We start from the raw sequence: 19,742 nt of genomic DNA, 5'->3' as shown, positions 1-19,742 counted from the left end.
ATTCTATTTTTGGGGCGGATTTTATTGTGTTCTATTGTACAAAGTACAATAGAACACTCCACCCGCTCATTCTGCTGAAGCCCAAGCTCTTAAATTCAATTTGAATAGCAACTTTCTCCCGTTCAGCCCAGGCCCTACAGCTCCCGCCCCAGCTCAGAGAAATATTTCCGGCGGCTGGCGAAGCAGAACGCAATCTGCAGCAGGAAGAATACGGCGGCTACGCCGGCCGCCCGGCCCAGCGGTCCGTGAAGGACGCCAGTATTGCTGAAGGCTATATAGAAGTAGTAATAACCAAGCCCGAGGCCAAACACAGCCGGCAGCATAAACAGGATAGACAGTTCCTTGGATACCAGCTGCTGAAACTCCTTCGGGGTCACGCCGATCCGCTTCAGCGAGGCCATGCTCTCCTTCTGCATATCGATATCGGATAATACTTTGTGGTACAGCACCAACCCGGAAGCGATGATGAACAAGGCGCCCAGGAACATAGTAATAAAGAATACCGTTCCGTTCGCCTCCAGCTCCCGGCTGAGCAGTTCCCCGCGGTAGACGGGACGCATCGCCTCTTGTTCTGCCCGCATCCGGTCCTCTGCACCAAGATTATGCCGATAAGGTGTGCTCCAGTACGAAGCATCATATCCGTTGCGCTCCCGCAGCTCGTCCACCAGTGCCGTGAAGCCGGCTTCACTGATATTCCCGCTAAGCAGGTGGACCTTCCTGATCTGTACCGCCGTTACAGCCGCTTTAAGCCGTTCATACACCCCGTCATCTACCACTAGAGCCTGCCCAAAATAGGACGAAGCCGTAGCCACCCAATTGACGTAAGGTTCACTTACCTCAGCAATACCGGCCGCCTCATATTCCTGAATAACAGTCCCCTGCAAATCCTGCAGCAGCTCTGCCTTTCCCCCGCTGTCCAGCGGCATAGCCTCCGCCTGCTCCGGCTGAATTGCAGCCAGAATCGTATCAGGCACCTGAAAATCCAAATTCTCCAGCTGTACCCTGGCAAAGAGCGCCTGATGCTCCGCCAGCACGTAACGGGTTCCCAGCAGCTCGTTAAATGCACGCTCTGCGAGAATCATCGACTGTGTATCCCACATCCCCCATTTTCCCTTGAAATTGCGGAATTCCGGCAGCGCAATATATTCCAGCGTTTCATTCTGCGAAAGCACCGTGTCACCGTTATCTGCAAGCAGTGCCGCAATTTCCGGCTCATTCATAACATTGGCCTTGCCGCTCTCCACGAACAGCACATCGAACGGATTATTACGCTGGACCGTCTCCTTGGTGGCGGCGTACATGGAATAGGTCATTCCAATGAAGAACAGCGCTCCGGCAATCAGCAGGGTGACGATATACAACGTTGTGGTGTATGACGCTAACCGGTGCGACAGGTTCGACATGACCAGCAGATTGTGGTTGTAGAACCGTCTGAACCGTTTCATGACCGATTTAAACAGATTGATGCCCGTACCGATCATCACATAAGGACAGATTAGTGTGAGCACGATACAGATCACGGCCACCACCTGATTCCCGTCAAACCAGTTGTGCAGCAGTGTTCCCGGCAGTAGAATAACTGAGACAATGAACAGGACCAGGGCAAGCACTCCCCATCCGCTGCTGCGTACTCCTGTTTCCCGGACATGGGCGGACTGCAGAATGCGGGCCACGGACATTTTACGGATATAGATTAGATTGAACGCGAAATTCACACAGGCAATGATGAGAAAAATCCCGCCGCTTAGCAGCAGACTGCCGGCATTCAACACAAACCGCAGCTTATGCTCCAGCAGAATCTGATTAAGCCCCATATAAAATAATTTGCCGAACACGGCGCCGGTAATGAGCCCGCTGCAGAGGGAGACAGCTGCAATGCCCAGATTCTCCAGCAGCAGCAGCCTGGTAAGATCCTTCGCAGTCATACCTAGCGTGATATACATGCCCAATTCTTTGCCTCTATACTTCAGGAAGGACAGATTGCTGTAGGTGACAAATACAATGGAGAAGAGTACCACTCCGGTCAGGGCCATACGCACAATGCTGTAAAGCGTGGTATTGCCGACCTGCCGCAGAATATCCGGATTGTAGAGCAGGCTGCCGAACATGAACAGGATAGCGACAATCAGCGTATTGACGAAATAGAGAGATATATATTTTTTAGCGTGGAACAGGAAGTTTTTGCGGATCATGGCGGAGAAGGTCATAGCGGCTTCCCTCCGAGCACACTTTGCGCCTCCAGAATCCGGTCGAAGAACAATTTGCGCCCGCCACCCCGCCGGATCTCGAATTCAAATTGTCCGTCCTTAATGAAAATCACCCGCTGGCAAAACGACGCCGCAAACGGATCATGCGTTACCATCAGAATCGTGCTGCCCAGCTGTCCGTTCAGCGAAGCCATCGTCTCCATTAACCGGCCTGCCGATCTGGAATCCAGATTTCCCGTAGGCTCATCCGCCAGAATTACCGCCGGCTCATTCACAATCGCGCGGGCGGCTGCAGCTCTCTGCTTTTGCCCTCCGGAGAGGTGGTACGGGTACTTGTCCTTCAGCTCTTCAATATCCAGCAGCTGCAGCAGCGGCCCGAGCTTGTCCTCAATCTCCTTAGGACTCTTACGGTCCAGAATCAGCGGCAGTGAGATATTCTCCGCCAGCGTCAGACTGTCCAGCAGATTGAAATCCTGAAAGACATATCCGATCCGCTCCCGCCGGAACAAGGCCATTTCATCCTTGGACAGCTTCGTAATATCCTGCCCGTCAATGAGCACTTCCCCCGAGGTGGCCTTATCTACACCGGAGAGAATATTGAGCAGAGTTGTTTTGCCGCTGCCACTGGGGCCCATAATCCCGGTGAACTCCCCCTTTGTGACAGCAAAGCTGATGGAATCGAGTGCCGGGACTGCTTTTACCGCCTTGTAAGAATTGTAGACTTTGACCAGTTGATTAATTGAAATAACGTTCACCTTTGCTTCCCCCCATATTCTGATAATCAAAGTATAAAAGGAAGTTTCTGCTCCATGAATGCATTTGCCTTTCATAACCTTACATTTACGTAAGGAACGCTATACCGCTGCAAAAGTAAACGTAACCACCGTCCCCGCACCCCGCTGCGAATCCAGCCTGACGGAATGGCCCAGCCGGTCTGCGGTGTGCTTCACCATGTAGAGGCCGATGCCGGTAGCCGAGCGGTGATCCCTTCCATTCCTCCCTGTGAAAAAAGGCTCAAACGCCCGCGGCAAATCCTCCAGTTCAATCCCGATCCCCTCATCCGCCACGGTAAGCAGCACCCGGCCCTCTGTCACCTCGCTGCTGCTGAGTGTAACGGTACCGCCTTTATGGCTGTATTTAATGGCGTTCGTCAGCACCTGCTCCAGCATAGAGCCGCACCACTTCTCGTCTGTATAAATATCCGCCTCTTCATCCACCGTGATCTTCGGATATACTCCCGCGTAGATGAAATCCCGCTTGCGGGCATTAACCGCCTTCACCACCACCCGGTGCAGGCTGACCCGCTCCGGCCTGTAATCACGCGAGAATTGCTCCAGCCGCAGCAGGTTCAGGCATTCTTCGAGGTTCGCGGTCAGCTTGCCGTTCTCCTCCCGGATATCAGCAAGGGCCTGCTCCGTTCCGCGCTCTGCTGCCAGATCAATGACTGCGGCCGACACCTTCATGTTGTGAATCCACTGGGAGAACAGTGTATTCCGCTCTTTCGCCGAGCTGCCGAGCTGATAGATCCGGCTGTTGTACTCCTCATGAATCTCATTAACCATGCCGAAGACCAGCCTGTCCGCGGCATCCGCCGCATCGACAGGCAGTTGCGGGCTGGCCGCCGCCTCTGACAGTTTAAGCTTGAATTTGTGCAGCCGGATTGCGGAAATCCCCAGATAAACCGTCAGCAAAAACAGACTCACACCAAGCGGATACAGAATATCCTTCACACCATGGAACATGTAAGAGGCCAGGATGAGCACAACCGTATTGAGGATATAGACAAGGATCATCCCTTGCTTAAGCTGAAGCAGCTCAGCAATTCGCCGGATCAAGCGCATAGCCCACACCCCGCTTAGTTATAATTGCCTGGTGCAGGCCGCAGCCGGCCAGCTTTTTTTTGAGCCGGGTAATGTTCACGGTCAGCGTATTGTCATCCACGAAGGTCTGCTCATCCCACAGTGCCTCCAGCAGCTCCTCACGGGTGAGAATCTCACCTGGCCTTTTCATAAACATCTGCAGCAGCCGGAATTCATTCTTGCTCAGCTCCAGCATCTGCTCCTTAATCTGCAGCTTCATCGTATCCTTAAGCAGCTTGAGACTGCCGGCTGTATGGCCCGGCTCCTCGGCCTGGGGATAGGCGCGGCGCAGCACGGCATTGATTTTGGCGAGCAGAATCCCGATCTTGAACGGCTTGGTCACATAATCATCCGCCCCGTATTCCATACCGCGGATCTGTTCGCTTTCGTCGCTGCGCGCGGAGAGGATGATGATGGGGGTCTGCATGCTTTTGCGCAAAACCTTCAGATAATAAAAGCCGTCCAGCACCGGCAGATTAATATCCAGCAGAATCAGCTGCGGCCTGCTCTCCTCCGCCTGGGCAACAATCCGGCTGAAATCCTTCACCGTCTCCACTTCGAAATGATACGCCTCGAGATACTCTGATATGTATTTTTGCAGCTTCAGGTCATCTTCAATAATCAGTATTTTATCCATCAGCTCCGTTGAACTCCAATCATCAGGGAATATACAAACCGCGGACCTGCTCTGCCGGACGGTTCACGGCTTAGTTACGTAGTAGCTCTCTGCACCAGCCCGAACTCCAGCTGCTGCTGCTCCGCCTCCGTGCCTTTCAGCCTGCTTAGAATCAGCCGGAACGCATTCTCCGCCTGCGCGGCAATCGGATTATTAATGGAGGTAATCCCCAGCGTATGGGCCAGCTCGGTGTTATCGAATCCAACAATGGCCAGCTCCTCCGGCACCTTCACCTGAAGCCTGCGGGCCTCATTCAGCACCCCTGCCGCCACCAGATCATTGGCACACAGTATCGCGTTCGGACGGTCTCCGGCACACTGCATCAGCTCCCGTACCAGCTGTTCCCCCTGGCGGATAGAATGTATGCCGGCCGGTGACCAGTCCGGATTCACATTCAGGCCGTATTTGCGGGCAATGTCTTGAAAAGCCTGGTTCCGGCCGGAGGTATTGATACTGGTCGGTCTGCCAAAGGCATTGGCAATCCGGGTATACCCCCGGGCAATTACATGCTCCAGCCCCAGCATATATCCGCCATACTGGTCCATGGCAACACTCTGAATCTGCGGAAGCTCCATCCGCTGCCAGGACACAATCGGCCCATATTTGCAAAAAGAGCCTAAGAGATTCTGATCATTGACGCAGGTGGTGATGACGAGGGCATCGACTCTTTTCCGCCGCATATCCTCGAACGCCTGCAGCTCTTTGGCCGGATCTCCGCCGGAAGTATAGATAATGGTCTGGTATCCGTGCCGGCTGGCTGCTTCTACGAAGCTGTTCAGAAAGGGCAGCATCACTTCGTTGATCCCTTCCGTAACCATGCCGATCTGCTCTGTCTGACCTTTGGACAAGGAGATGGCATTGCCGTTCGGGACATAGTCCAGCTCGTCCATAATCGCCATGATTTTATTGCGTGTGGCCTCACTCACATGGGGAGAATGATTCAGCACCCGTGATACCGTAGCTTTGGAGAATCCCGACAGCTTGGCAATATGATCAAGATTCGACATGAGGACACTCCTTACATAAATTTTCATCTTTTAAATAATACTTGACATGTAACGCGTTACAACATTTAGCATTGAATTATGGGCATATTAGTAGCTTACCATATCTGATTCAATAACTATAAAAAGGCGGGATCATCGATGAGCATTAAATTTCCTGACGGCTTCCTGTGGGGCGGCGCTGTAGCCGCTAACCAGCTGGAAGGCGCATATAATGAAGACGGTAAAGGCTGGTCCACCCAGGACGTGGCTCCGCGGGGCATTAAAGGTCCAATCACTGAGGTGCCTACCGAGGATAATATGAAGCTGGTCGGTATTGATTTCTACCACCGCTACAAAGAAGATATCAAGCTGTTTGCAGAAATGGGCTTCAAGGTATTCCGTACCTCGATTGCCTGGTCGCGGATTTTCCCGAACGGGGATGAGCTGGAGCCGAATGAGCAAGGCCTGAAGTTCTATGACGACCTGTTCGACGAGCTGCACAAATACGGCATCGAGCCGCTGGTGACGCTCTCCCATTACGAAACACCGCTGCATTTGTCGAAGCAGTATAACGGCTGGGTCAACCGCGAGCTGGTCGGCTTCTACGAGCGTTATGCCAGAACCGTCTTCACCCGCTATAAGGATAAAGTAAAGTACTGGCTGACCTTCAACGAGATCAACTCGATTCTGCATGAGCCGTTTATGAGCGGCGGGATCTACACTCCGAAAGAACAGCTGAGCAAGCAGGACCTGTATCAGGCGATCCATCACGAACTGGTGGCCAGTGCCTCAGCGGTAAAAATCGGACATGAAATTAACCCTTCTGCCCAGATCGGCTGTATGATCCTCAGCATGCCGACCTATCCGCTGACGCCGAATCCTGACGATGTCATTGCGGCGATGAAGTCGGAGCATATGAACTATTTCTTCGGGGATGTTCATGCGCGCGGCGTATACCCGGGCTACATGAAGCGCTACTTCAGAGAGCACGGCATTGAAATTCATATGGAGCCCGGCGATGCCGGGATTCTGAAGCACACCGTAGACTTCATCTCCTTCAGCTACTATGTAAGCATCTGTGAAACAGGCGACGACAACCGGCGCCAGCAGACCGAAGGCAACTTGTTCAGCGGTGCGGCCAACCCGTACCTGAAGGCTTCCGAATGGGGCTGGCAGATTGACCCGCAGGGCCTGCGTTATGTACTGAATATGTTCTACGACCGCTACCAGAAGCCGCTGTTCATCGTGGAGAACGGGCTCGGCGCCAAGGATCAGCTGATCACCGGCGAAGACGGCGTGCCGACCGTCAATGACGATTACCGCATCCAGTACCTGAATGACCACCTGGTTCAGGTTGGCGAAGCCATCGAGGACGGTGTTGACGTTATGGGCTACACCTCATGGGGCTGTATTGACCTGGTCAGCGCCTCGACCGCCGAGCTGAGCAAGCGTTACGGCTTCATCTACGTAGACCGCCACGACGATAACACCGGTACCCTTGAGCGTTACCGCAAGAAATCCTTCCACTGGTACAAGGAAGTTATCGCTACCGACGGGGAGAGCCTGAAGCGTTAAGGAGCTGCGGTAGGAGTGAGTTATGAGCGAGTTATGAGCTGTGGCAGTAGCTGCGGTAAAAGCGAGTTTTGCGCTGTGGCCGTAACAGCTTCGGGCACTTGGCGTTAGCACGATATAAAAAAGCAGACAGCCGGGTTATTGGCTGCCTGCTTTTTTGTCTGCTTTTTTGGTTGCATGCCGTATCAACTGAATATATGCGAGGCGGACTGAGATTCCGTTATTGGAGCAAAATCAGCACAATTACAGTCCGATCGGACTCAGAATCCCTTATATGTCCCGTTTCGCCTTCTTCCGGGTTCAAAGGAACAAGATAGCGGAATTTCAGTCCGCTTCTGCCTATATTTCAAGGATTTTGAGCAAATAGAGGATTCTCAGTCCGCCTCACTCTTTGGGTAATGTTACTCTAAGACATATTCGCCCGGTGAGGTAAGTCTGAGTTGAAGCTGAGTTATAGCTGAGTCCCAGCCTGGTAACCTTCCATCGGTTGATCCTGCTAGCGCGTTGTGCCTCTTACGTGTTGAGTATTCTTATGCGGTGTGTCTGCTTACGCGTTAAGCCTGGTACTTAGCAGATTATTACAATGTATCACCGCAGCAGAGCTATGAGCCGAGTCATAGGTTTGCAATCCACCTTGCAAAGCGGAAATAAGTGGAAATATGGCACTTAAATTCATTGATTTACCTTACAAACTTGGATTAGTTGGATAAACGTCACTTATTGCTCTCGGTTGCGGCTTTTCAGCGATAATATTGGGTAATTAAATGCCTTTTTTCCATCTAAATTTCCGAAATCATCCGTTACAGAAGAATTAAGTGCCTTTTTTCCATTTATTTCAGATTAGCCCCCCTCAAACTCCAAGCCTCAAACCTCACACAGCGGAGCCTCCTCCAGCGTCCGGGAAGCGGGCAGCAGCCGGAACGTCTTGATCTCGTATCCGTTCAGGGAGACCTCCCGGCGGATCCCAAGCGCCGGAAGGCTGACCACGGTCGCGCCGCCAAGTCCGGTCGGCTCGAACAGGCGCAGGATGAAGCCGTCGCCGTATTCCTCCCGCTTGAAGGCGCTAAGCTGGATGCTGTCATCCGCCAGCAGCACACAAGGGCCGGGCTGCTCCCCTTCCCCTGACGGGAAGAAGGATAACGCGTACGGCCGCTCATTATGGACCAGCGCTTCGCGGTCCACCAGCCTGCGGCGCTCCTCCCGCGTGCCGCCGTTCAGCCAGAAGGTGTAGCTGCGCTCCCCCTGGTCCATGCGCGGCAGAAAGCGGTCCTGCGCCATAATCGGCCGGTCGCCGATCGGGTGCGCGCAGTAGCCGGCGCTGCGCAGCAGCGACAGGCGCAGCTCGCCCTGCCGGAAATCGCTGCCGTAGATGCCGCTATTAATGCAGGTCAACGCCAGATTCTGCGCAGCGTCTTCAGCAGAGACCCACTTCTGCGCCGCTGACTCCCGGCCGTTCCGGTCCAGCTGCTGCACACCAAAGGCCGTCTGGCCGAAGTACCCGGCCTGCGCAAGCACGGTCGGGACCGCCAGCTTCAGCAGCTTATCCTTCTCATTCCAGTACACCCGCAGCTCAATCTCTACCTCGGTTCCCTGCTTCGGCAGCTTATAGGTCTGGGTGATCGAGGAGCTGCCGTAGCTCAGCACCGTTTCAATCACGGTGCGGACCTCGCCGTCCTCGATGACCCGCACGGCAGGCAGCGGCTGCTTCACGCCGGAGAAGCGTGCGCTCTCCGCCTCACCCATCAGCGTGAACACGCCCTCTACCTGATCGAAGCGGTCCGTGTCCATCCGCCACGGGTCCTCATTGTCCGCCATCACGAGCGGGGCGAAGGCTCCCGGACGCAGCAGCGAATGGCCCCCGGCGGTGTACTCATCCATGAGCCCGGTCCGGGCGTTAATGATTACCGTCAGCTCCGCAGTCTCGAACCGGAAGCAGCCGTCCTGACCGGCCAGCTGCGGCAGCGGCTTATCCGGCAGCATCTCCATCCGGCAGTCGAACCGGTTCATCGATGACGGGGCCAGCTCTGCTGTGAACGCTACCCGCTTCCGCCAGTCCAGCGGAATATTGCTGCGCTCCTTCTCCGGCTGGCAGGGCAGGCGGCGCCCACCCTGGTAGACTACAGGCAAAGAGTATTCCTCACTCCAGTTCTGGTCCTCCAGCATGAACTCACATTCGAATACGCCTGTAACCGCATACGGATGGGGATTATAGATCAGCACCGGATATTCCTTAAGCGCCGCCTTCGGCTGTCCGGCAGCCAGAGCGAAGAACGCCCGCGTCTTCAGCCGGGCGGCGGTCTCCAGCCCGTGGCCGAGCTGGCGCAGGGAGGCCTCCTCGGCATTCTGCACAGAGGTCCCCGGCAGAATGTCATGGAACTGCGCGGTCAAGAGATCCCGCAGCGCCTCCTGCAGCCCGGCTGCCGGGTAGGGGAGCAGACCCTGCAGCGCAGCGGCGGACAGCATTTTCTCCGTCAGGAACAGTTCATTCTCCAGCAGCCGGTGCTGCTGCTTGATGCGGATCATCGAGGTATAGCAGCCTACGAACCGGGGATTGAGATCGCCCGCATAGACGGGCAGCTCTGCCCCCTTCTGCTTCAGCTCGGCGAAATAACGCTCCGGCGTCGAATGGACAATCTCCACATCGTCCCGCTCCTGCATGAGCTCGGCAATCTGCGCCAGATCGGTCCGCGACGGCCCGCCGCCGTGATTACCCACGCCCCAAAGCACAAGTCCGGTCTGCTGCTGCGGGTGATCGCCCAGCCAGCGCTCGATCTTCCCGCGGGTTTTGCCCATAAGACTGTTGTAGCCGCCCTCTATCTTGTGGGCCATCACCTTGCTGCCGTTATACCCCTCCCAGCTGAAATCATCCGCCGGCAAGCCTTCCATCTCATCCGGACGCATGAAGATATACGAATCGTAACCCGCCTGTACCAGAATCTGCACCAGCCCGCGGGAATGCCCGAAGGAATCGAAGTTGATGGCGGTAGCCGGCTCTGCACCGAACTTTGCCCGGAAATAGGCTTTGCCGAGCAGGATCTGCCGGACAAACGATTCACCCGAGATCATATTGCAGTCCGGCTGCAAATACCATCCGCCCATAATATGCCACTTGCCTTCCTTAACCAGACGCTGAATCCGCTTGAACAATGCCGGCTCATACTCCTCAACCCATTGATAGAGGATCACTTCATTATGGTTGAAAATATATTCGTCGTTCTCCTCACAGAATTCCGCCGCTGCACGGAACGTAGATACCGCTGCCGCTGCGCCCTCCTCCCATTCCCACTGCCACACCGGGTCCAGATGGGCGTTGCTGAGCAAATGCAGTTTCCTTTTCATTACTGTTTCCCTCCATAGGATCGTAATTAGTCTATCTCTATTGTGAGGTATGTCCGCGCCGGAGTACATTTCCAATCCTCGCAGATATTTGTCTCATTATGATATAATCGGGAACATCATAAGAATGAAGCTCCATCAATGAAGGGACTTAGGCCAATGGATATTAACCGTTATAAAAGCGGACTCCCCCCTGTATTCAACAAGCTGTGCCGTGAAATCCGGGTTCAGGATGCGGTTATCGAATGGGTCGATATCATTTTCGAACAAATCGGTACGGCCAGTAAATGCCCTCCCCATGCCCACACCTGGTTCGAGTTCAACTATGTGCTGTCCGGGCAGATGGGCACACGGTTCGACGGGGACGAGCTGACCGTAAATGCGGGGGAGTTCTTCCTGATTCCGCCCGGCAGAGTACATTCACATACTTACACGCGCGGCAATCCGCATGAAGGGCTCTGCTTCCGCTGGCGGCTACGGCCTGCTGATCCCGGACAGGCTGCGGACGGCGGCCATTTGCTGTATGCGAGGCTGAAATCCCTGCAGGAGTGGAGGCCCGGTGCCTATAGCGATGAAGAAGGTTTTAGCGGAATGCTGGAGCATTTTCTTAGCGAGGCTGATACTGCAGCCCCCTCTGAGCTCAGTCTGCAGCTGCTGCTGATCCGGCTGCTGGAGCGCTTATGCCAGCTGCAGCAGACACTGGAGGGGCATACTGAATCACCTGCCGCCGTAGCCGATCCGCTGGTACGTAAAGTAGAGATTTATATGGAGGAATATCTGGGGGACCGGCTGAACGTGGAGGAGCTGGCAGCCTCACTGCATATGAGCTACGGCCACTTGTCCAGGGAGTATAAGAGACTGACGGGGAATACAATTATCGGGCGGATGAACAGCATCCGGCTGGAAAAAGCCAGGGAGCTGCTGCTGCTCCCCGGCTCGAATATTTCCGAAGCAGCTGAGCAGGCAGGGTTCGCCGACTTAAGCTACTTCAGCAAAGCTTTCAAAAAAAAGTACGGGCAAGCCCCGCAGAGCTACCGTAAATCCAACACGGGCAGCCCGGAGTAAGCCGGATCAGGCTAATACTTCATACTTGAACCAGCCGAAATCAGCAGAGGCAGCGGAGCGTTTGCCGTTGCCGGTTGCATAGAGGCCGAAGTGCACACCGGTGAAGCCGCCTGCCACCTCGGTGGAGAGCAGCGAGCATTCCCCTGTGCCCATGGCAACCGTCTCTTCTTCAGGGGGGCAAAATCCGAATGTATACAGCGCCGGTTCCGCCTGAACCGTCAGAATAATCTCCGTGCCTTCATACACTGCCTCCTGCTCCACCTTCCATAATGCCCCGGCTCTCCGGCGCAGAATCACCTGGCGCCTGCCGTCCAGCAGTCTTACAGCAATCTCATAATGGTACCGCTCATTCATATATACCGTAAGTCCGGCTTCCTCCCCCTCCTGCTGCGGGTCGAAGGATAAGAATGCCGATACCCGGCAGTTGAAGTGCTGCTGCCTCCGGCCCGCAAAGGCCGGAGATGACACATCATCCAGCGTGGCTGCCAAGCCGGTCAGGCTCAGCCAGCCCGGCCGCGCTTCCAGGCTCCAGCTGCCTTCCGCCGGATTCCGGAGGAAGCTCCATTCCGGCGGCAGTCCCCGGCTGTCGAAGGATTCCAGCCCATTCCACGGGCGGCGTTTTCCCGGGCGGAGTGAACGAAGCTCCATCCGCTCCCCTGCCGTCCCCTGATCGCCAATTACCGGCCAGCCGTCCTCACTCCAGGTAACCGGAGAGAGGAAGGTTTCGCGCCCGAGATAGTGATGCTGTCCCCCGAAAGGGACCGGCGCCGGGCGGATGCCCAGGAAGACCGCCCACCAGCTGCCGTCCTCATGCTGCACCAGATCGGCGTGGCCAGTCGCCTGTATGGGATGCTCCAGACTGCGGTGCGTAAGGATGGGATTCGACGGGCAGCTCTGAAACGGCCCGTACGGGCTTGCACTCCGGGCTACAGTGACCATATGTCCGTATTCCGTTCCGCCTTCGGCAATCAGCAGATAGTACATCCCCTGTATGCGGTACAGATGCGGAGCTTCCGGCGCCTTTCCTCCGGTGCCGCTCCAGATGAAGCGGCGCTCCGTCAGCAGCTTGCCGGTCTCTATGTCCAGCTCCGCCTGATAGATGCCACGCGGCTCATCTCCCCGGAACCCGCCGTTGCCTGTAAGATAGACCCGGTTATCCTCGTCGAAGAACAGGGACGGGTCAATGCCCGGCCAGTCCAGCCATACCGGCTCGGACCATGGCCCTTCCGGTGCCTCCGACCAGACATAGAAATTCCGGAAGCTATGGGTATTGGTAGTAATCATATAGAACCGGCCCTGATGAAACCTCAGGGTCGGGGCAAAAATCCCCATTGAGCTGGCGCAGCCGCCCAGATCAAGCTGGCTTTTGCGTGTAAGGCAATGACCGATCTGCTGCCAGTTCACCAGATCCCTGCTATGGAAGACCGGGACTCCGGGAAAGTACTGGAAAGAGCTGGTTACCAGATAATAGTCGGAGCCTACCCGGCACACGCTCGGATCCGGATGGAACCCGGGAATCACCGGATTCTCATAATATTGCAGCTCGCTGAGCCGCAGATCCGTGAGCGATTCCGCATTCCAGTCTGCTTCAATAGCCGCAGCCGCTTCACCTACAGCGACCATCCGCATCCCGGCCGCCCGGGCAGCAGCAATCCCGGCCGGCGCATCCTCGACCACCACGCACTCAGCAGGTGTGAGTCCCAGCCGTTCTGCCGCAAGCAGGAAGATATCCGGCTCCGGCTTGCTCCGCGTCACATCTGCTCCCGAGACTACAGTGTCAAAGGCATCCGCCAGATGGAGCTTCCGCAGAATCATATCTGTATTTTTACTGGAGGAGCCTATTGCGGTCCGGATACCGGCGGCCTTCGCTTCCGCCAGCCACGCCAGTACCCCCGGCAGAAGATCTGCCGGTGTCAGCCCTTCAAGCAGTTCCCTGTAGATTGTATTCTTCTCCCCGCACAGCTGCCGCTTCTCTGCCGCCGAATACGTGCGCTCTGCCTGCTGCAGCAGGATCTCGAGGCTTTCCTCGCGGCTGACGCCGCGCAGCAGGACATTACGCTCTTCATCGAAGGGAACCTGCTCCCGCTCCGCGATTGCTGCCCATGCCCGGTAATGATACTCGTCTGTAGATACAATCACGCCATCCAGATCAAAGATAACCGCCTTCAATGCCATCTGTGGCACCCCGCTTCCCAGTTAGTCATAAATATGCAGATCCCAGCGGTTCCCGCAATAAGCATCTACCGGATGTTTGCCCTTGAACGGAGCCTGTCCGGTCAGTTGTGCCGCAACGGCATGAACCGTTGCCTCACTGTCGGCATAGGCATTGATGTACGTAGAGATGAACGGCATATCAAGCAAATGATACGGATTGGCAAAAGAGACCGCGAGACTCGGGACCTCCTGCGCAAACCACGGGGCATTGATCGCAACCATCGGTGAATAATTCAGCCGCACCTGCGTGCGGTTGCTGCTTGTCCGTTCAACCGCTGCGTAGATGGCCAGATCATAACGGTCCTTCATGCTCTGCAGCGGCTGGCTCACCTTGTCGAATCTGTATTCCTTAAGATCCTGTACCTCAACCTGGAATCCGCCTGCTTCAAGCAGGCCGGCGAACTGGCGGATGCAGCGGTCACCGGCATCCGTTCCAAGCGGCATGAGGAATATCCTGCGGTACTTGTCAGGTGTCAGCGGCAGCAGGGCATCCCGGTCTCTAACCAGCGTAACCGCATGATCGGCCATTGTCCGGGCACTGTGCGCATGCCCGGCGCTGCCTATGGCCTCCAGCGGAATTCCGCTATCCTTCCCCTGCTGCAGATGCAGGCCGGCCGCTGCCTTTACGCCGAGAATCCGCCGGACCGCATCCTCCAGCCGCTCAGCTGTGACTACGCCCTGCTCCACGCCTCTGCGCATGAACGCCAGATCCTCTGTATAATCACGGTTGAACAGAATCATGTCACAGCCGGCCGCAAGCGCGGCGGGAATCGCTTCTTCACGCGGAGCCGAAGCTGCGAAGCCGATCATCGGCGTAGCATCGGTTACAATCATTCCGTTGAAGCCAAGCTCACCGCGCAGCAGATGCTGCAGCAGCTCCGGCGACAAGGTGGCAGGAGTTGCCGCCTTCTCCTGCGCCCCCTTGTTGATTAAGTATGCCGGGAAGGCAATATGACCGGCCATCACCGTATGCGCTCCGTCTTCAATCAGCGACCGGTAGATTCGCCCGTACGATTCCATCCACTCCGCAACCGGCAGTGAATTGAAGGTTACATGCAGATGCTGATCCCGCTCATCCGTGCCGTCGCCCGGGAAATGCTTCACCGACACTACGCCGCCGGATTGCTCAAAGCCCTGCTTGTATGCCCGTGACATTGCAATAACCGTATCCGTGTCTGAGCCGAAGGTCCGCACATTCGTAATCGGATTACGCCAGTTCAGGTCGAGATCGACGATCGGGGCGAATGCCCAGTTGGCGCCGGCCGCGGCCGCCTCGAGTCCGGCAATTCTGCCCAGCTCGCGGGCAAACGCCGGGTCGCCCGTTGCGGCCACCTGCAGCGGCTTGCCGTAGTAGGTTCCGTCCTCCGCGAAGCCGTTCCCGCCGTCCTCCAGATTGCCGGCCACCAGCAGCGGAACCGCACTGTTCTGCTGCAGCACAGCTGCCGCCTGCTTCAGCTCAGCCTTCGGTGCCGGCCGGAACATTACGGCCCCCGGCTGATATTTGGTAACCCACTCCTGCAAATACTGCTCATTTGTGCTTGGCGCCAGCGGAGCAAAGACCTGCCGGATGCGCTCCTCCGTGCCCATGGCCGCAAGCGTCTCTTCCACCCACGCTACTGCAGCGTCGTCCAGCCTGTAAGGCCGGGCCCGCAAATCTGCTTTGATACAGGGTTTAGTCACTTTAATCATCCTTTCACTGCTTCTGCTTCGATCAAGTCCTTATACTGCTCTTCCAGCGCCTGGTCCAGCTGATCCAGCTGACTGTCTTCCAGCCCGGTCACGAACTGCATTGTCCGCATATTCGGCAGCCGCATCCCGTAAATCTGGTGCTGTTTATGTTCAATTTCCGGAATGATCGCCTTAACCAGCTCCGCCCGGCGGCTGTCCGCCAGCAGATCACGCAGATCACTGTAGGAATTGTACTGCGGGAAATAATCACCGGCTGGCGTATACACGAACCGGTAGCTTCCCGGCGGCAACGTCAGGCAGCAATTTGTCCCCCACTGCTCCGGCTGGCGGAGGCCTGCTTCTGTCCAGCCCTGCAGCTCTTCTGCCGCACAATGCGGCAGAATGAGCCGGGCTGTCGTATTGAACGGAACCTCAAAGCGGAAGTGAAGCTGCCGGCCCTCCTGGCTCCAGCTGCTGACAATCCGCCCGCTGCGGCTCTGATAGGCGGCCGTTACTCCCTGCATCCGGCTGCTCGGCTGCGGAGCCAGGCGGAATTCCTTATACCCCGGTGCCGATTCCAGCGGCTGTATGCCTGCCATATACGAGGTCATCCATTCGACAATCGAACCGTAGGCGTAATGATTCAGCGAGTTCATGCCATTTTCACTGATCCGCCCGTCCGGCATCACCGAATCCCAGCGCTCCCAGATGGTGGTCGCCCCCATTGTGACCGGATAGAGCCAGCCCGGCAGTTCTTCATTCAGCAGCAGCTTGTAGGCCAGGTCATTATAGCCGTATTCCGACAGTACGCGGCAGAGGAACGGCGTACCGACGAATCCGGTCTGCAGCTTATAGCCGGCTTTAACAATCAGCTCAGCCAGCGTATCTATGGCCTTCTTGTTCCACTCCTCCGGTAAAAGACCAAACTGCACGGCAATAATCTGTGCCGTCTGGGTTAGCGAAACAATGCGCCCGTTCGCCGTCACGAACTCTGCCTGGAAGGCCCGGCGGATGTCCTCATACAAGGCGCGGTACCTTTCAGCTTCGCTTTTTTTTCCCAGTACCGCCGCCGCCTTGGACAACAGATGTACGGAGTGGGCATAATACGCGGTAGCCACCAGTTCCTTCAAGGTTCCGCCTGACAAATCGCCGGTCACACTGTCCATCGCCAGCCAGTCGCCGAAATGGAAATCATTCAGCCACAGATGCCGCTCTCCTGCCCGGCCCCGGACATATTCCACCCAGCCCTGCATGGAATCCCACTGCTGCTTCAGCACGCCGGTGTCGCCATACTGGACATATTGCTGCCAGGGAATAATGGTCGCTGCATCTCCCCAGGCTGCCGAATAGGCATTGCCCTTGATCATTTTAGGGACAACCGTAGGCACCGCTCCATTCAGCTTGGACTGCTCCTGCGCCAGATCGTACAGATATTTACGGTAAAAGGCGGCGGTATCCATATTGAAGCTGGCCGTCTGGGCGAATACCTGGGCATCGCCGGTCCATCCGAGACGTTCATCCCGCTGCGGGCAGTCGGTTGGCACATCGAGGAAATTGCCTTTTTGCCCCCACAGCGCATTCTTGATCAGGCGGTTGACCAGCGGATGCGAGGTTTTCAGCTCCCCGCCCGCCTCCATATCGGAATACAGCACCCAGCCCGAAACCGAGCCGCGGGCGATCCATTCCATCCCGGTTACGCGCACATAACGGAAGCCGAAATAGGTGAAATGCGGCCGCACCTCCCGCTCCTCTCCATCCGACACATAGGTGAAACGCTGCTGCGCCGTACGCAGATTATCGCGGTAGAACTCCCCCTCCTGCATAATCTCGGCATACTCCAGCACAATTTCGGCACCCTTCGGCGCCTTGGCGCGGAAGGCCAGCCAGCCGGCCATATTTTGTCCGAGGTCTAGCACGACATCTCCGCCCGGCGTATGCAGAATCTCCCGGACCGCAAGCTTCTCCTTCACCACAACCGGCAGGCTCCGCCGACCCTGAAGCTGTCCGCGCACCGGACTCGGCACGACTTCAACGCTGCTCCACTCTTCAGCCCCCGGCTGACGCAATCCGGCCTGCTGCGTTTCGCCGTCATAGATTCCGCTATCGGTCACATATCCCGCTGCCGCCATCCAGCTCTCATCACTGCCAATGACAAGCTCACTGCCGTCCTCCAGCTGCAGAATCAGCTCTCCCAGGAAGGCCGGCCGCGCTGCATACAGCTGCTCCGCGCCGCCGTCCATACCGATCCGCCCGAGCGCCCAGCCGCTGCCGAGCATCGCGCCAAGCTCATTCTCCCCGGCCTTCAGCAGGGAGGTTACATCATAGGCCTGCACCTGCAGCCAGGTATCATAGTCGTTGCAGTACGGCGCCAGATATTCGCTGCCGATCCTGCTGCCGTTCAGCTCAGCCTCGTATAAGCCCGCCGCGGTTGCATACAAACGTGCAGATACGGGCAGCTGCTCCAGCCGGAATTTTTTGCGGAACCGCGGATGGGTCTGCTCTCTTGAAGCTGCCACCCACCGGCCGGTGAACGGCTCCGCCTGCTTGCCTGTCTCGAACCAGGAGATGCTGCTTGCGGCATACCCGCCGGACACCGTCCATACCTCCGCCTGCCAGTAGTAACGGGTCCGGGGCTGCCACTCCAGCTTCACGGCATGGGCTATCCCGCTGACCTCCGCCCCCTTGCCCGAATCATAGATTACACTTGCCATCGCTGCATCCGGGGAGATAGTCACTCTGGCTGCCGACTGGTAGCCCCCCGGCTCACCTGTGGTTATCCAGCTCAGAACAACCTCGTCTAGTTCGTAACCAAGCGGCTCACTTATATGATTGCACTTCATTTGTTCAATCCGCATCATCTGTTTCTCCTCTCCATGGACAGTCAGGTTCCTTATCTATGCTTCATCATAACAAGCAATCTCCGGCGGAATAATATTAGAATCGCATGACTTTGTTCTTCGAATCAAAGATTTTGGGGAGTGTCCGCATAGCTTATAAATTGCTTTACAGCAAGAAATCCTCTAGAGTAATTAACAGACCGCCCGTTGACCGGACCGCTCAAATCAAAGAAATGAAGGAGGCTTGCCATGAACCGGAGCGAGCTCACCGCCTACCTCCACAGCAGGAACCGGACCGCCGGACACACCGATTACATGGGAAAATACAATCCTCCGGCCGTCACCGTTGACGGGAGGGAGGTTTTCCTGTTCAATTACGGGTTCGATATTAACAATTCACCGACAGCTGACAGCATTTCGATCTCACAGCAGCCTTACGGAGTTCCGATTCCGCTTCATATGCATAATTATTTGGAGATGATCTATGTATTCTCCGGACAGTGCGAGCTGATCATAGACGGCATTCCGGTAAGCCTGAACGAGGGGCAGTTTCTGCTCATTAACCAGGACACACCGCATGAAGTAGCCGCAGTCCGGCAGGAGGATATCATTATCAATCTTACCCTGAAAAAAGATTTCCTCTCCCCCGCCTTCCTCAGCCGGCTGTCGGGGCGCAGCATGATCTCGCAATTTATAATTGATTCGCTCATAGATGACCGTAAGCAGGACCGCTTCCTGGTCTTCCGGCCGCAGAACCATGAGGTTATACGGAATATTATGGAGCCGGTCATGTGCGAGTTTTTCGACAGTGACTTCGTGTCCCCGGAGATCATCGATTCCTATATGGTTATTCTGCTCTCCGAATTGATCCGGCACAGCGGCCAGCAGCGTTCCCGGCTTCCCGCGCATTCCTCCCGGCAGAAGCAGGTCGCTCTTATTGACTTTCTGGTCTATATTGAGGAGCACTACCGGGAATGCAGCCTGGAGGAGATGGGCCGCCATTTCGGGTTCCATCCCAACTATCTGTCGGCGCTGCTCAAAAAAGCCACAGGCAAAACCTACAAGGAGCTGCTGCAGCTCCAGCGCCTGACCCAGGCTGCCCTTCTGCTGTCCGGCTCCCGGCTGCCTGTGCCCGATATCGCCGAGGAGGTCGGCTATTCCAGCGTGACCTTCTTCTACAGGAAGTTCAAAGACCTGTTCCGTATGACTCCGCTGCAGTATAGGGAGAACAGCCGCCGCCCTTCTGTTTAACCGCCGCCCGGTTACACTCCTTTACCATTTTGCAACTACTTGCCGCAAAGACTAAGCTATACTAGCGGCAG

The 19,742-nt window shown here is 56.2% G+C and carries 12 protein-coding genes and 1 pseudogene; 3 read left to right on the top strand and 10 right to left on the bottom strand.

The genetic code is table 11. The features are described 5' to 3' along the window. Positions 1-134: 134 nt before the first annotated feature. From LOS79_RS30190 to LOS79_RS30170, 5 genes are all read right to left on the bottom strand, one after another. Positions 135-2,207 (bottom strand): FtsX-like permease family protein, encoded by a 2,073-nt coding sequence (locus LOS79_RS30190; protein WP_315414582.1) that lies wholly within the window; start codon positions 2,205-2,207, stop codon positions 135-137. Beyond that, entirely contained in the window at positions 2,204-2,962 is a 759-nt protein-coding gene (locus LOS79_RS30185) for an ABC transporter ATP-binding protein (protein ID WP_315414581.1), read from the bottom strand. Before LOS79_RS30185 ends, LOS79_RS30190 begins: the two co-directional genes overlap by 4 nt. Positions 2,963-3,061: 99 nt before the next feature. Next, positions 3,062-4,048 (bottom strand): sensor histidine kinase, encoded by a 987-nt coding sequence (locus LOS79_RS30180; RefSeq protein WP_315414579.1) that lies wholly within the window; start codon positions 4,046-4,048, stop codon positions 3,062-3,064. After that, a complete protein-coding gene (locus LOS79_RS30175) occupies positions 4,023-4,703 on the bottom strand; it encodes a response regulator transcription factor (RefSeq protein WP_315414577.1) in 681 nt (226 codons plus the stop codon). The genes LOS79_RS30180 and LOS79_RS30175 overlap by 26 nt, the downstream gene beginning before the upstream one ends. A gap of 74 nt (positions 4,704-4,777) precedes the next feature. After that, positions 4,778-5,749: a LacI family DNA-binding transcriptional regulator gene (locus tag LOS79_RS30170; RefSeq protein WP_315414576.1), complete on the bottom strand. Its 972-nt coding sequence runs from the start codon at positions 5,747-5,749 to the stop codon at positions 4,778-4,780. Positions 5,750-5,887: 138 nt separating this feature from the next. Between LOS79_RS30170 and LOS79_RS30165 the strand changes: the two genes are divergently transcribed. Next, the gene (locus LOS79_RS30165) at positions 5,888-7,303 is read left to right on the top strand and encodes a glycoside hydrolase family 1 protein (protein WP_315414575.1); all 1,416 of its coding nucleotides are present in this window, start codon (positions 5,888-5,890) and stop codon (positions 7,301-7,303) included. Positions 7,304-8,164: 861 nt separating this feature from the next. On the opposite strand, the gene LOS79_RS30160 is transcribed toward LOS79_RS30165, so the two are convergent. Further along, positions 8,165-10,639 (bottom strand): glycoside hydrolase family 38 N-terminal domain-containing protein, encoded by a 2,475-nt coding sequence (locus tag LOS79_RS30160; RefSeq protein ID WP_315414574.1) that lies wholly within the window; start codon positions 10,637-10,639, stop codon positions 8,165-8,167. Between the two features lie 156 nt (positions 10,640-10,795). Here LOS79_RS30160 and LOS79_RS30155 point away from each other — a divergent pair, with 156 nt between their 5' ends. Continuing rightward, complete coding sequence (locus LOS79_RS30155) at positions 10,796-11,701, top strand: AraC family transcriptional regulator (RefSeq protein ID WP_315414572.1); 906 nt, start codon at positions 10,796-10,798, stop codon at positions 11,699-11,701. Between the two features lie 6 nt (positions 11,702-11,707). On the opposite strand, the gene LOS79_RS30150 is transcribed toward LOS79_RS30155, so the two are convergent. The 4 genes and pseudogenes from LOS79_RS30150 to LOS79_RS30140 all read right to left on the bottom strand — a co-directional run bounded on the left by LOS79_RS30150 (position 11,708) and on the right by LOS79_RS30140 (position 18,423). Next, positions 11,708-13,243, bottom strand: coding sequence for a glycoside hydrolase family 43 protein (locus LOS79_RS30150; RefSeq protein ID WP_397386822.1), 1,536 nt, complete (start codon positions 13,241-13,243; stop codon positions 11,708-11,710). A gap of 78 nt (positions 13,244-13,321) precedes the next feature. Beyond that, a pseudogene (pgmB, locus tag LOS79_RS33145) lies at positions 13,322-13,876 on the bottom strand (beta-phosphoglucomutase); the annotation flags it as partial. Positions 13,877-13,897: 21 nt separating this feature from the next. Next, positions 13,898-15,595 carry a glycoside hydrolase family 3 protein gene (locus LOS79_RS30145; protein ID WP_315414569.1) on the bottom strand — a complete coding sequence of 566 codons (1,698 nt, stop codon included), beginning with the start codon at positions 15,593-15,595 and terminating at the stop codon, positions 13,898-13,900. A gap of 5 nt (positions 15,596-15,600) precedes the next feature. Further along, positions 15,601-18,423, bottom strand: coding sequence for an alpha-L-rhamnosidase (locus tag LOS79_RS30140; protein WP_315414568.1), 2,823 nt, complete (start codon positions 18,421-18,423; stop codon positions 15,601-15,603). A 246-nt stretch (positions 18,424-18,669) separates the two neighbouring features. Between LOS79_RS30140 and LOS79_RS30135 the strand changes: the two genes are divergently transcribed. Continuing rightward, on the top strand, positions 18,670-19,671 hold the full coding sequence (locus LOS79_RS30135; protein ID WP_315414566.1) for an AraC family transcriptional regulator: 1,002 nt from the start codon (positions 18,670-18,672) through the stop codon (positions 19,669-19,671). The last annotated feature ends 71 nt before the right edge of the window (positions 19,672-19,742 follow it).

Origin of the sequence: Paenibacillus sp. MMS20-IR301 (assembly GCF_032302195.1) — a bacterium.
Lineage (GTDB): Bacteria > Bacillota > Bacilli > Paenibacillales > Paenibacillaceae > Paenibacillus_AQ.
The sequence above is the reverse complement of the archived record's forward strand: the minus strand, read 5'-3'. Positions and strand labels throughout refer to the sequence as shown.